The 13923-nt window shown below is 43.9% G+C and carries 12 protein-coding genes and 1 pseudogene; 5 read left to right on the top strand and 8 right to left on the bottom strand.

Features of this window, described 5'->3' with window-relative positions:
• Positions 1–18: 18 nt before the first annotated feature.
• The 3 genes from FM038_RS22980 to FM038_RS22970 form a co-directional block, all read right to left on the bottom strand.
• Complete coding sequence (locus FM038_RS22980; protein ID WP_223292955.1) at positions 19–756, bottom strand: cupin domain-containing protein; 738 nt, start codon at positions 754–756, stop codon at positions 19–21.
• A gap of 94 nt (positions 757–850) precedes the next feature.
• A complete protein-coding gene (locus tag FM038_RS22975; RefSeq protein WP_142873668.1) occupies positions 851–1201 on the bottom strand; it encodes a cytochrome c3 family protein in 351 nt (116 codons plus the stop codon).
• A gap of 10 nt (positions 1202–1211) precedes the next feature.
• The gene (locus FM038_RS22970) at positions 1212–2714 is read right to left on the bottom strand and encodes a flavocytochrome c (RefSeq protein ID WP_185965821.1); all 1503 of its coding nucleotides are present in this window, start codon (positions 2712–2714) and stop codon (positions 1212–1214) included.
• A gap of 187 nt (positions 2715–2901) precedes the next feature.
• On the opposite strand from FM038_RS22970, the pseudogene FM038_RS25350 reads away from it, so the two are divergent.
• The 3 genes and pseudogenes from FM038_RS25350 to FM038_RS22955 all read left to right on the top strand — a co-directional run.
• A pseudogene (locus tag FM038_RS25350) lies at positions 2902–3069 on the top strand (TetR/AcrR family transcriptional regulator); the annotation flags it as partial.
• Positions 3070–3231: 162 nt separating this feature from the next.
• Positions 3232–3675: a hypothetical protein gene (locus FM038_RS22960; protein WP_223293116.1), complete on the top strand. Its 444-nt coding sequence runs from the start codon at positions 3232–3234 to the stop codon at positions 3673–3675.
• A 144-nt stretch (positions 3676–3819) separates the two neighbouring features.
• On the top strand, positions 3820–4914 hold the full coding sequence (locus FM038_RS22955) for a branched-chain amino acid aminotransferase (protein ID WP_142873671.1): 1095 nt from the start codon (positions 3820–3822) through the stop codon (positions 4912–4914).
• Between the two features lie 80 nt (positions 4915–4994).
• Here FM038_RS22955 and FM038_RS22950 read toward each other — a convergent pair whose 3' ends face one another.
• Positions 4995–7400 carry a sensor domain-containing protein gene (locus FM038_RS22950; protein ID WP_142873672.1) on the bottom strand — a complete coding sequence of 802 codons (2406 nt, stop codon included), beginning with the start codon at positions 7398–7400 and terminating at the stop codon, positions 4995–4997.
• Between the two features lie 168 nt (positions 7401–7568).
• Entirely contained in the window at positions 7569–9635 is a 2067-nt protein-coding gene (locus FM038_RS22945; protein WP_142873673.1) for a S9 family peptidase, read from the bottom strand.
• Positions 9636–9750: 115 nt separating this feature from the next.
• On the opposite strand from FM038_RS22945, the gene FM038_RS22940 reads away from it, so the two are divergent.
• Together FM038_RS22940 and FM038_RS22935 are read left to right on the top strand one after the other, a co-directional pair.
• Positions 9751–10338, top strand: a complete 588-nt coding sequence (locus FM038_RS22940; RefSeq protein ID WP_223292954.1) for a DUF2975 domain-containing protein — start codon at positions 9751–9753, stop codon at positions 10336–10338.
• Between the two features lie 32 nt (positions 10339–10370).
• Complete coding sequence (locus FM038_RS22935; RefSeq protein ID WP_142873674.1) at positions 10371–10586, top strand: helix-turn-helix domain-containing protein; 216 nt, start codon at positions 10371–10373, stop codon at positions 10584–10586.
• A gap of 77 nt (positions 10587–10663) precedes the next feature.
• On the opposite strand, the gene FM038_RS22930 is transcribed toward FM038_RS22935, so the two are convergent.
• From FM038_RS22930 to FM038_RS22920, 3 genes are read right to left on the bottom strand one after another with little or no spacing between them, the layout of a single operon-like run.
• The gene (locus tag FM038_RS22930) at positions 10664–11287 is read right to left on the bottom strand and encodes a TlpA family protein disulfide reductase (RefSeq protein WP_419555608.1); all 624 of its coding nucleotides are present in this window, start codon (positions 11285–11287) and stop codon (positions 10664–10666) included.
• Positions 11284–11763 (bottom strand): cytochrome c-type biogenesis protein, encoded by a 480-nt coding sequence (locus FM038_RS22925; protein ID WP_142873675.1) that lies wholly within the window; start codon positions 11761–11763, stop codon positions 11284–11286. The genes FM038_RS22930 and FM038_RS22925 overlap by 4 nt, the downstream gene beginning before the upstream one ends.
• Positions 11760–13769 carry a heme lyase CcmF/NrfE family subunit gene (locus FM038_RS22920; protein ID WP_195873154.1) on the bottom strand — a complete coding sequence of 670 codons (2010 nt, stop codon included), beginning with the start codon at positions 13767–13769 and terminating at the stop codon, positions 11760–11762. Before FM038_RS22920 ends, FM038_RS22925 begins: the two co-directional genes overlap by 4 nt.
• Positions 13770–13923 lie beyond the last annotated feature (154 nt).

Genomic DNA, 13923 nt, shown 5'->3' with positions numbered 1-13923 from the left:
CTCTAGAGTTAAGTTTGATTACTTAGATTTTTGAACCACATCCCACCCGTAACCACCGTTGCCTGAACGGACAAGTTTAGAGTTAGTGTATGGAATGAAATCAAACATCAGCTGCTCACCTGGACCTACATCTTGTGGCCACTGGTACTTGAAGGTTGAGAACTTGCCATCGAGTGGGAACCAGTACATGTAGATCAAGTCTTGGTCGTCAAATGTGTTAGGCGTGTAGTGCATCGCTTTACTTGGGATCTCAATATAGTCTTTAGGCCCAAATGGTTGCATACGCTCTTGTGACCAAGTCAGACCAGCACCACTGATACCGTAGTAACATTCCATTTCACGATGGTAATGCGGCGCTGCAGTACCAGGTGCAACACGCACTAAACCGATAACCGTTGGCTCATCGTTAAGCTCTTTCCAACACATGCCAACTTCAGTCGCAGATGCGCCACCTGCTGGGCATGGGATCAAGTTGCTTGGGTCATCAACACGCCAAGTTAACCAGCCAGAGTCATTTGCGCCTTTGCCGCCGTGATCGTTTGACTTGATGTTGTAAATATCTTTTTCACCCGACTTAAGCTCTTTAAGATAAGCCATAGCTTGCTCTTGTTTACACACCATAGGCATGACTTTGGTCGGTGCGTTAATTGTAGAAAGCGTAGGCTGGGCGTTATGCCAAGGCTGATCGGCTGGCTTATCGCCGGCAACGGCACACCCTGTGACAAGAATAGCCGAAGCTACGAGTAATTTTTTCATCATCATTTCCTTAACTTATTAATATTATGTAGTGATTTTTTTTGCGGAGCAGCCTTAGCTACTCCATGTTTCTATCGAGATAAACTGATACTGATTATTTGAATTTGGGATAATCGAAGTTATGGCAATCCATACATAGCGCCTGCTTCTTGGTGTGCTCACCATGGCACTCCATACAGGGAGCTTCTTGGCCATAGTGCATGCTGTCATGGGGGTTTTGCTTAGCATCGTGACCTTCACGTTTTGTCTGTTCTGCTAGCTCAGCCATGTCGTGGCATTGCAGGCAAGACTCATCTGATGGAAAGCTCTTTAGCCCCTGGTCATGACAGGTTTTACAACCTGAGTCATAAACCATCTCGTGGTAGTCACGCTTATCGCGGGCTTGCGCCGAGACTGCTAGGCAAGCGCCTAAGGTGAGCACAAGTAGTGTATTGAGTAGTTTCATTTTCTTTTCCTTATGCCTTCATCATCGAGCGCGCTGCAGTAACACCAAATGCCATACATTCAGGGGTTGAACATCCGCCTAAACGACTTACACCATGTACACCACCAGAGACTTCGCCTGCCGCGTATAATTTTCTAATTGGTTGACCATTCTTGGCGGCGATCACTTCAGCCTTGGTGTTGATCTGAATCCCGCCTTGGCAATAGTGAACCTTTGGCCATAGTCGCTGTACGATAAATGGTGCGGTAAGGTAGATACCTGTACTCATGTTCATCCGTTTGCCAAACTGAGGGTCTTCACCAGCTTTAACGTATTTGTTCCAGTCATCTATTTGTTTTTTAAGCTGCTTTGTCGGTAGTTCAAAATGCTTGGCGATGGCGTCAACACTGTCAAATTCCCAGGCAACGTTATAACGAAGCACATTTTCCATAGAGGGATCTTTTTGTGCTTCATGTTTTGGTGCGATGAGTAGGGCTGGGTTTGGCTTGCCATCTTTATCGCGACGCTGAACCTCTAGATCTGCACGAGTCTTACGATCGGCGGTTTCATTCATGAAACGCTGGCCCGTATTACGGTCGATAGCGATAGAATGTGGGAAGTTATACAGTGAGAAACCTGCGCCGTAACCGAATCCACCTTCATCAGGCGACGCCCAAGGGCCCGACTGGATAAAGCTTAAATGTACGGGCATAGCGCCTTCGGATAGCATGGCGATGAGGCCATCTCCGGTCGCACCACGAGCATTGGTACAACCCACTTCATTACCGAGTGTTGGGTCTAAGGCTTGTCTGAAGGCGACGTTTGCGCCAAAACCACCGGTGGCAATCAGCACACCTTTTTCGGCTTTAATGTTAATGAGCGTGCCAGAATCTTCATGCCCAAAGTGGTAGTCCTTGCGCACTTGAATTCCAAGTACTGTGCCATCAGCAGCCGTGATTAAGTGTTCGAACTTATGACGAGTTTTAGTTTTAACGCCATAGCTGCGTGCAGTTTTTAGCATAGGTCGAATGAAGCCAGCGCCACTACGCTCTACTACTTGGTGACTACGGGTTGCACTGGTGCCACCCGTGTTGATGATGTGATCGCGATAAACACAGCCACAATCTTTGGTTAGTTGATAGATATATGGGCCCAGCTCGGCACTGTGTTTGAGTAACTCTTCGCTGGCATAACCACGACCGGACTTGAGTTGGTCCTGCACCATGAGTTCGGCGCTGTCTTCGATACCTAGTTGTTTTTGTAGATCGGTATTGGCGAAACAGGCTTGGCCAGCGTTGAGGGTGCTATTACCACCATAGACACCGAGTTTTTCGATTACCAGGATATCTTTAGCCCCTAACTTGCCAGCCTCGACCGCTGCTGCAAGTCCAGCGAATCCTGATCCAACGATGACAATTTCATGCTTTTCATGCCATTTAACATCAGATGAATTAGCACTGACAGTGAGGGGAGCGAGTGCACCAACGGCTGCAGCTCCAGCACCAAACTTTAAGAATGAACGTCTTGTTTGCATATTGTTATCTCCGATTAACTTGGGGTAACAATATGCTTAGTCGCTTTATTCAAACATGCGCTAAATCACACTTAGGAATAGAGGATAAAGATTTTTGTGGGGGACTTCAAGAAAATGTTTCTTTTATGTATTAATAACATTGAATATAAATAAAAATATCTAAAAGTAACTGTTACCGGGTCTGTTTGTGAAATGTCCTACCAGTAAATGTGATTCATCAAGATGTAATCAGTTATTAGATATCGCTGAGGAATTGATTAGTAATCAAGGTGTTGTGTCTTTTAGGTTCGCTCAGATAGCTAAGGGGGCTAGCTGTTCAACTAATACACTTTATAAATATTTTGAATCTAAAGAGGATGTATTAGCTTGCCTATTTTTACGCAATACAATCTCGAGTCAAATACCCATTTTTATAAGTGAAAATCCAAGTCTAAATATTCAGCAGAAATCAGTGCTTGCGATCTTATTTACATTTGAAGTTGTTAAGCGTAGCCCAATATTTAATATATTGAGAGTTGTGTCTATAAATAGTATGTTTTGGCAATTAGCGAGTGCAGATAAAATAGAGGTGCTGCGTAATCGGGTTAACCTGTTTTGGAGTTGCATTCGAGGACCGCTAGAGGAGGCTGTAAAGAGTGATGAGCTAGAGGCTACCGAAATCGATGTTCGAGACTTAACTCAGTCGTTGTATTTCTTCCTTGCCGGGGCGGCATCCTCCTTTGAAAGTAAGCTAATGAATGATGAGTACCTTATAGCGAGTGATGAGTTAGGCTATCGGCATATCAGCCGTATTATGAATCAATATCGATGGCGCCGCCCAATCACTAAAGAGATGATGACAGACTTGTCTGCACGAATTTGTGAGTTTTTGGATAAAGGGCATAAGCAAATTAGAAGTTGTGAGAATTGCACATCAATCGGCAAGGCTTCAAATAGCCGAGATAAGAGCGCTAGCCTCTAATCCTATCATTGCGATTCAGCCTTACTTTGTGAGCTTGTATTTTGTTAATAAATTAGCGGAATCTATTTTAGGTAAGCCCCATTCCACTTGACTTTATTGCCTCTCCTCCATAGGCTGCTTATTCAGTAATCAAGGTGGTATGCAATGCAAATAAACTATAATTTAAAATCTGCGTCTGAGCGCCGTACTGAACAGTTCGAGCCTGAAACTAATGTGGGCTTCGGTAACCTCAGAACCGATCATATGTTTTTGATGGATTATCGCGATGGCGAGTGGCGTGATCCAAGAGTCGTCCCTTATGGACCGTTCCAAATCGCACCCGGTGCCATTGCACTGCATTATGGCCAGTCAGTATTCGAAGGTGCGAAGGCATTTAGGCATGATGATGGTGAGATCTACACTTTCCGTTTAGATAAGAACGCTGAACGTCTTAACCGCTCTGCCGATATTATCTGTATTCCTGGTTTACCTGAAGAGATGCAGTTAGAAGCAATTAACGCGCTTATTGATGTTGATAGACTCTGGTTTCCGATGCAGGAAGATGCCTGTCTCTATATTCGACCGTTTATTTTCGCTACCGAAGACAGATTATCGGTCAGCCCAAGTGAACAGTACACTTTCTGTGTGATCTTAAGCCCAAGTGGTCCTTATTACTCTGATGGCTTCGATAAAGCGATCAGATTGCTTATTAGCGAGCGTTTCCATCGTGCAGTATCTGGTGGAACAGGGGCATCGAAAGCTGCGGGTAACTATGCGGCGTCATTAAAAGCCGGTAAGGCTGCAGCCGAATATGGCGCGGCTCAAGTCTTGTACTTAGATGCAAGCAATAAACAGATCGAAGAAGTGGGTGCAATGAATCACTTCCATATCTTAAAAGATGGCACAGTGATCATTCCTAAGTTCACCGACACTATCTTAAAGTCGATAACCTCTGAGTCGATTTTAGATCTTGGTGAGCTGCTAGGCTGTGAAGTTCGCCAAGAGACTGTAATGCTAGATCAGTTTATTGCCGATATTGAGTCTGGTGAGATCATCGAAGCGGGTGGTTTTGGTACTGCGGCTGTAGTCTCTCCTGTAGGCTCGTATATCTTCGAAGATAACCGCGTCATTACTGTGGGTGATGGCCATGTAGGTGATAACACTCGTCGTATATATCAGGTGTTAACAGATATACAGAAGGGTAATATTGAAGGCCCATCGGGTTGGATTAAGCAGGTGCAGCGCGTTTCACCCGTTTAAATTGAACATTGATAATAAAAAGGCGCTGCGGCGCTTTTTTTGTTTATAGAGTCAAACAATATCTTGGTATTCCCATATATCTATATAGCACCAGCTGCCGCCCTGAGTAGTTCGGTGCATTCTGTTGCTTTTCGCGGCTTACTAAAGAGAAATCCTTGGACTTGATCGCATTCTTGTAGCGTTAGCAGTTCAAGCTGTTGCTGATTTTCAACACCTTCGGCGACGACCTCGAGCTGTAAGCTTTTTGCCATTGCGATAATGGCTGTGGTTATGGTGGCATCAGCCTGTTGACTGTCGATATCGTGAATAAATTCTTTATCGATTTTCAGAGTGTCAACGGGGAAGCGTTTTAGATAACTTAAGCTTGAATAGCCTGTACCAAAGTCATCAATGGCAAGTGCAATACCTAATGTCTTTAGTTGAGTAAAAATGGTGATTGCATCTGCGGGGTTATTCATGATGCTTGACTCTGTTATTTCTAATTCCAACGCTGAGGCGGGCAGGTTAGCCACCCCGAGTGCAACTTCAACGATAGAGACCAGATCCGTTTTGAGCTGTTTTGCTGATAAATTGACGGCAATGTTTAGTTCTGTATATCCCATTTGATGCCAGGCAGAGAGCTGTTGGCAAGCCTGGTTTAACACCCAATGGCCAATCTTTTCAATCATACCTATCTCTTCTGCAACGGGAATAAACTCCATGGGAGTAATACTACCTAACTCAGTCGAATGCCAGCGTAGTAGTGCCTCAAAACCGGTTATCTTATGTTCGCGGATAGTATATTTGGGTTGATAGACTAGGTAGAGTTCATTACGTTCTATCGCTTGTTTTAAGCCCGCTTCAATCTGTACATGGCGAGATACGACCTCGTTCATCTCCGGTAGGTAAAATTGATAGTTATTGCGTCCCTGAGATTTAGCGTGATACATGGCGGTATCGGCAAACTTTATTAACTCTTCACTACTATTAGCATCATTGGGGTACAGGCTGATACCAATCGATGATGAGACTGAAAATTGGTTGCCCTCTAGGGTAAAGGGGGTATTAAAGGCTTGAATAATTTTATCTGATACCTGCTTGGCAGCGCTCTGCTTACTCAGGTTCTCTAAAATGATAGTAAACTCATCTCCCCCTATTCGAGCGACGGTGTCTCCCTGTCTAACAATATTTCTGAGCCGTTGTGCAACAGACTTAAGCAATTGATCGCCAACATGATGACCCATAGAGTCATTGATATACTTGAAGCGGTCTAAATCGATAAACAGCAGCGCCACAAGCCTGTTTGTTCTGTTCGCTTGCTTAGTCGCATGTTGAATTCTATCTTGGAATAAGCTGCGGTTTGGTAGGCCTGTTAAGGCATCATAATTAGCTAAAAACCGCAGATCCTCCTCGGCTTTTTTACGTGCACTAATATCGTTAAAAACGGCAACGAAATAATCATTGTTGCCGTGGTGATCATCTATTTTAGTGACCTCAAGCCAGGTCGGGATCTGACGACCATCACTATGGACTATGGTACTTTCACCAGACCAGTAATGGTTTGTAGACAGCTCACGCTGGACCTTTCGGTATTGTGAGAAGGCTTTCTTATTCGATGCAAAGTCAAGAATATGCTTATTGAGCACCTCTTCAAATGAAAAGCCTGTAATAGTAGTAAAAGCAGGATTCACTGAGATGATTTGATGGTTATTATCGCCAACAATAACCGCTTCTCTCATGCTGTCGAGCACTTGTGCCGATAATCTCAGAGTGTTATCAGTCTGCTTTTTGGCGGTGATATCTCTCAGGGTTCCGGTCATTCGAACGGCCCTATTTTGATTATCTGTTTCGGTGACCTTACCTCTATCTAGTAACCACATCCAGCTACCATCTTCATTCTTTATTCGGTACTCAGCTTCAAAGAATACGGTTTTTCCTGTGAGGTGTGCTTCAAGTAAATTTTCGACTTTGGGTCTGTCTTTCGGGTGAATAATATTGAGGAGTGTCTTAACATTATTTCCTAGCAGAATTGGATTGGAGATATTACTTCTAAATACTTGATTTTTTTCAATGTGCCAATCCCACATTCCATCACCTGATGCCCATAAAGCGAGCTTCAACCTCTCCTCTGATTCTCGCACTGTTTTTGCTGCGTTTAGATGCTCTCTTCGCTTTGATTTTAACTTTATAAATAGAAAAATAAGAATTGAAATCAATGCAATAGAGTAAATAGCCTGTAAGGAGTGTGTAAACCTGAGCTTTGCCTCCGTTGGCGATGAAATGAAGGCTTTATTATTTGTTAAAGCATAGAGTATAGGGAATGATACCAGCTGAATTTCAGCCTGCTTAAATGCGTCGTTTGTGCTGTGCTTATTTAAGATTGAGCAGTGAGGAAGCTGACTATTTACCCCCAATTCCAGCCCTTTAGTTTCTGCTGAAATAGCCGCTATTTCGCAACTAAATATCAATAGGAATAGTGCAATGATGATCGCTCTGGTTGAAAGCATTTTGATGGTAATTCATAGTCGTTTTATGGATGCAATTTATACAAGCTTTTACTGAAATAGACAAGTGTATATCTCTATGTTGTGACTTTTTCTTCTCTCTCAAGTTATATTGCATCGCAAACTGTAGTTTTAAGAGCCTAACATCTGGATGTTAGGCTCTGCGTTGAATTATAACTGGCTGACATCAACCTTGAGCGTATCTAGGTGAGTGGCAAGCGTTGGAGTGACGGCCTTATCCACTCGTCCACCTAAGTGCTCACCAAAGAACTGCTCCATGGCAACGATATAGGCTAGCTTATTGTCGCGCTTCCTAAATCCATGGCCCTCGTCTTTTGCCAAAATGTATTCTACTGGCAAGTTCTGCTTATACATCACCCGAGCGATATTGTCGGACTCAAGCTGGGTGACTCTAGGGTCGTTAGCACCTTGCACTAACATTAGCGGTGCCTTGATGCGATCGACGAACTTAATGGGTGAACGTGCCAACATATCTTCTCTATCGGCAGCTATTTCAGGATCGCCTACCGCGCTGTAGAACTGTCCAAGGTATGGACGAAAGTGTGGCGGGAATGATTCGAGTAAGGTGATAAGACTCGAAGGCCCGACGTAGGAGATCACTGCCTGATAAAGATCCGGGGTAAAGGTCGCACCTGCAAGGGCTGCATAACCACCGTAAGATGCGCCCATGATCCCTAAACGCTGCTTATCGGCAATGCCTTGGTCGATAAGGTAATTAGCGCCATCAGTCAGATCGTCTTGCATGCTGCCAGTGCCCCAGTTCTTATTACCTAGGTTGAGGAAGCGTTTACCAAAACCGGTCGATGCGCGGAAATTTGGCTGCAGTACGGCGTAACCTCGGTTCGCTAATAACTGAGCGATAGGGTTGAAATAGCCTGAACTTAAGGTCCAGTAATCACGGGCCCAAGGACCGCCGTGGGGAAGAATAACCGTTGGCAGGTTTTTACTCTGACCCTTAGGCAAGGTCAGGTAGGCTTGTACGCTGACACCGTCTCGCGCCAGGTAGGTGATGGACTGGCGCTTTGATAGCAGCTCAGGATTAATCGATGCTTCTTGTTCAAGTAACAGGCTCACCAGTCCTGTTTTGGCATCGAAGCGATAGTCACTACCCATATCGACATCGCTGGCGGTATGTAGCTGCCACAGACCGGTTTTCTCGTTTCTATCTGTGATGGTTATTTCCACATCTTGAGTGAAGTGGTCGTTAATTTTCTGCCAGTTGCCAGCAAAGGTATCATCCAGCGGGTAAGTGCGTAAACGACCGCCATAATAGGAGACGGCCAGTGGTGCGCCTTCATCGTTAAAGAGCACATCATAAACATCAGATTCATCCAGGGGATCTTGATGTAGAGTGATGATTTTACCTGTGGTCATATTGAGGCGTAGCAGTTGTAGCTTGTCTCGTCCTTGGATGTTGGCACGGAGATAGGCCAAGTTGTTATCTTCGTCAAAGCTAAGAATATCTATATTCTCACCAAATTGGGTCTTGATCAGGCTAGTCCATTCTCCAGCAATCTTGGCGTAGAGATCAGAAGTATTGTCCGGGTTACTGCTGGTGCCGAGTACCGGAACGCCTAGCTGGTTTGTCTCTATGGAGGAGAAGCCGTAGGTGTTAGAAAAAATATTGGTTATTTTTGCGGAATCGATATTCAGGCGAAAGAGATCCATCTGCTGAGGATTATCTTGATTCGACATGACAACCAAGGTGTTGGGCTTATCTTTTGGTTGCTTGAGTAGGTCATATCTGATGTCTGTATTACTGGTTAGTGCTGTGATGTTCGCTACTGGTTTAGGCTGACTCGTGTCCAGAGAGAGTTTATAGATCTGGGTATTTTCATTACCGCTGGTATCTTTAAGGAAGAAGATCTCATTGCCTTGGTGTGACCAGCGGAAGCTGTTAATCGGATCTTTTGAGGTGGTAATAGGGAAGGCTTGATCTAAATCTGCGCCTGCTGCCATCAAATAGATGTTTTTCGCGCCTTGATACTCTTTGAAAAAGGCTAACCATTTTCCGTCACTGGAGCTCTTGAGTCCGCTGATCCCTTGCTCGTTGAAAAAGGTTTCAACAGGTAACAGTTGAACTTGCTGATTTTGATCTTGGATAGCGACCTGAGCTGGCAAGCTGGTTGGTGATGGGGTCTGTGAGCAGCCTGTAATAAACAAGCTCGCGGCGAGCGCTGTCGAGAGTAGGCTAGGTAAAATCTTATGTGTCTTCATCGTTCATTCCTTTAAATAACAGCTCTGATGTCTATTTGTCTTATCAATAAATCAGTTGTTCACGAATTGCTAATTAAACTAATACATAAATTAATTGTTGTAAAACGATAATTAAATGTTTTTTTATGATGAAATGTTTCTGTCTGGTATAATCGGTGAAAATCGAGATAAGGGAATGATTGTGGCAATGAACGCGAACATGCAGAAGTTGATGAAGATCAGCGGTTTTTTCAGGGGAGTGGTGTTAGTGGCTACGGCTGCAGTGGTGGTTTATCTGGGTTATAGCTATCTGGTGCTGGATGAAATACGTTTCGAGACGAGTATGTTGTTTCTCGACCTTTGGTATCACGATAGTGCTAGCCATGCTGTGCTGTTGGCCATTCAGGCGCCGCTATTCATCACCTTGTTCGTGGGGGTTTATTGGTTGCAACGTCTGTTGAGTCACTTCCAACAGGGGCAATTTTTTGGTAATGAGGCGATGCGCTGTTATCTCTGGTTAATATGGTTGAAGGTGCTCGATATGGTGCTGGAGATCATTCAACAACTAGCGACTGGCTACTATCATAAGCAATTTTTCGAACATACCAGCATAGAGCTTGGGCTTGAATTCGGAAACATCACCACCCTCTTGCTGATGCTGCTGATCGTTTATCTGTTGAAGGCCGCCAAAGAGATTGAAGCCGAAAACAAAGAGTTTATTTAAGTGTTAATTTTAGCGTGTTGGACCCGAAAATTATGCAAATAATCGTAAATTTAGATGTGATGATGGCGGTGCGAAAAGTCAGTTCTAAGGAGCTAGCTAAGGCAATTGGCATTACTGAGGCCAACCTTTCCCTGCTAAAAAGGGGGAAGGTGAAAGGCGTACGTTTTGAAACTTTAGCCAGTATTTGTGAATACCTGAATTGTCAGCCTGGGGATATACTTGAGTATCGCCCAGTTGACGCTGCATAGAAGCTATAGAGAAAAACCCGTCCGGCCAAAGAGTGATAGAAATACCGGACGGTGTGAGAACTGATTGAAACGAGCGTTTATTTACCTGCGTACTTGGCCGTTAACTTTTCTAGATATGGCTGAACCTCTTTATCTCCCCAATCGAGATAACCACGTAAGAAGCCAATTAAATTACCGGAACCATCGAAAAAGTAGGTTGCAGGAACGACATCCGCAGGCATCACTTGATCGATCTGTTTCTTGGGATCAAGCCAGGTTTGATATTCCGCTAAGCCATGTTTAGCGAGGAAGGGTTTTACAAGTTCAGGCTCTTCATCGATAGAGATCGGAATAACCACTAGGTTATTGTTTAGATTGGTCTGACGGATCTGCTCCATCTGAGGGATCTCTTTAACGCACGGTGCACACCAGGTTGCCCATAGATTGACCATCACCACTTTACCTTTGAACTGCTTTAGGCTTATCTCATTGCCGTCGGTATCGATGAAAGAGACATCGGGAACCGACCTTGCTGAGCTCATCTCAATAAATCGAGACATAATCATTGGCTTCTCTATTGATTCACCAGTGCTATAGACCTTAGTGGTTGGAATGGAGGCCTGCACCGGTGCGATGCTGGCTAAAAATAGAGAGGCTGTAAGTGCAAGACTCACGGTTAGCTTCATTGATGCCATAGGTGTTACTTTAGGAAAATTAATCATGATTTTGTTCCATCGATTTGAGATATTTCAACCTGATCTGCTCTATTTACCATCTTGGGACGAATGAAGAAAAAGACGCTCAGAATAGCCAATAGCACCAATAGCAAAGGCGCCAGCCAGAGTAAACTGGTGCCACTTGAAAGGCTCGGCATATAACGTATTTTTTCGCCATAGCGCTCAACCATAAACGTGATGATATCTTCTTCACTGTGGCCTTGATTTAACATCAAGAAAATCTGTGCCTTCAACTCACTTGCGATAGGAGCCTGTGAATCGAGTAAGTTTTGATTGACTGATTTTGGGCAGCGAAGTTGTTTTGAGATATCTAATCCCAGATCGCGGATCTCGTCAGCAGTATAGGCAATTGGATCGGCTATGGGCTTTACTCTTTCATCTGCATTAGCGCTCGCTGGTAATAGATAGCCCAATAGCATTGATAGCAATATCGTGACCGTTATGAGGGGGGCTCTTTTCATGGTTTAACCTCATTGCTTGATAATAAATTTGCCATGGTTGGTGTTTTATCACTGACCTTTTCTTCTCTTACTGAGCGAAGGCTATAGATCATTAAGCAGCCTGCGAACATCATAAATAAAGCACCAATCCACAGCCAATTGACGAAGGGTTTATAGCTGATGCGGATTAGATATTCAGTTTCACTTAACGCGGTGCCCATAGAGACATAGAGATCGCCAAAAAGTGAAGAGTGAATACCTGCAGCTGACATCTGCATTGCATTGGTTTTAAATGTTTGTCGCTGCGGGTAGATGTAGGTCACCAAATTTTCATGTTTATCTAGCACCATTATCTTGGCTTGAATGGCTGTAAAGCTTGCCCTATCAACATGCTGTGTCTCTTCATAGACGAAGGTGTAACCCGCAACCTCCTTGCCATTTCCTGGGCCCATTCTGAGTAACTCTTCTTGCTCGAAGTTAGATACGGTAGTGGCGCCAAAGACTGATAGCGCAACCCCCAGATGAGCCAAACACATGGCGAAGAATCGAGCTCTAGCTCGCTTATCGTTAGCCTGTAGTCCCAGTGAATTACTCTGATTCTTATTAGTTAGAAATAGTACCAAGCTCAGTACTATGCACGACATAACCCAAAGAACAGAGAAGGCACCTAACAGTAACCATACTGAGAACGTCTCTCGGCTAGTGATGGTAAACACAATGGCAATTAGCAGACTTACTACCGCCAAGATAGCTGGGGTCTTGAGTGCAATTACTGAGGCTGTCTGCCACTTAATAAGCGGAGTGAGCCCCATTAATATAAAGACGCAAACAGCAATTGGAATAAATATGCTGTTAAAGTATGGCGGGCCGACAGAGATAGTGGCCCCAGTAACAACTTCATAGATAAGTGGATAACAAGTGCCGAGTAAGACCGAAAGTGCTGCTGCAACCAATAGTAGATTACCGAGTAATAACAAGCTCTCTTTAGAGAGTGCTGCAAAATCAACTTTTAAGATAAGGTTACTCGTCTTGTAAGCAAATAGTGTGAGTGCAGATCCTGAGTAAGCAATGAGCAAGACTAGAATAGAGACACCTCTGGTTGGATCCGAAGCAAAAGCGTGTACAGATTGAACCACTCCAGATCTCACTAGGAATGTACCAAGAAGGCTCAAAGAGAAAGCGAGAATACAGAGAAAGATCGTCGTTGACCCAAACAGACCACGTTTATGGGTCATGCTGACAGAGTGGAGCAGAGCCGTTGCCACTAACCAAGGGATAAATGAGGCATTTTCTACCGGATCCCAGAACCACCAACCTCCCCAACCAAGTTCGTTGTAAGCCCACCATGAACCAAATGCATTACCACCGGTTAAAAAGATCCATGCAATGAGAGCCCAAGGGCGTAAATAGGCTGCTTTTTGTTTAGTTAACCCTTCTCCAAGTAGGGCTGAAATTGCACCAGAGAAGCAGATAGCAAGGCCTACGTAGCCTAAGAAGAGCATAGGCGGATGTAAAATAAGCCCAATGTCTTGCAGAATCGGGTTGAGATCTCGACCTTCGACTGGATAGTTAGGCAGCAGTCTGGCAAAAGGATTTGAGGTAAATAGCATAAACAGACAAAAGCCTGCGATAACTAACGCCAAAATAGCGATAAAGCGGTTTATAAAAGCCCTATCTTGATATTTAGTTGAGAAGGTGATGATACAGCCCCAGATAGCCATAGCGACGACCCAAAATAACATAGAGCCTTCATGTCCCCCCCAAATTGCAGCAACCTTATAGATTAAAGCAAGTTGTGTGTTTGAGTTATTTGCCACATAAGCAACGGTGAAGTCATCTATAACAAAGGAAATGAGTAAGCAGGTAATAGATGCGCATAATGAAAATGTCATTACTCCTGTTAATACTTTGACATAACTGAGTAGGTAATGATTTTGTTTATATGAACCTGCGAGTGTAATTATGCCAAGTAATATAGATGTAATTGTACTAACAATTAAAAATATAAGGCCTAGTTCTGGAATCATAAAGATTAATCTCAGTTTTAGACACTTGGTTTAATGAAAGTGTCTATTGTTTTTGTTGATGTGTCGTTGTTACAGATTATTTTTAATACAATGATATGTTGTACTGATTGAATATCATTAATCACAGTTTATCTAAGGGTAGCGTGTATTAGCC

Source organism: Shewanella eurypsychrophilus, from assembly GCF_007004545.3.
Classification (GTDB): Bacteria; Pseudomonadota; Gammaproteobacteria; order Enterobacterales; family Shewanellaceae; genus Shewanella; species Shewanella eurypsychrophilus.
This window is presented reverse-complemented; position numbering and strand designations above follow the sequence as displayed.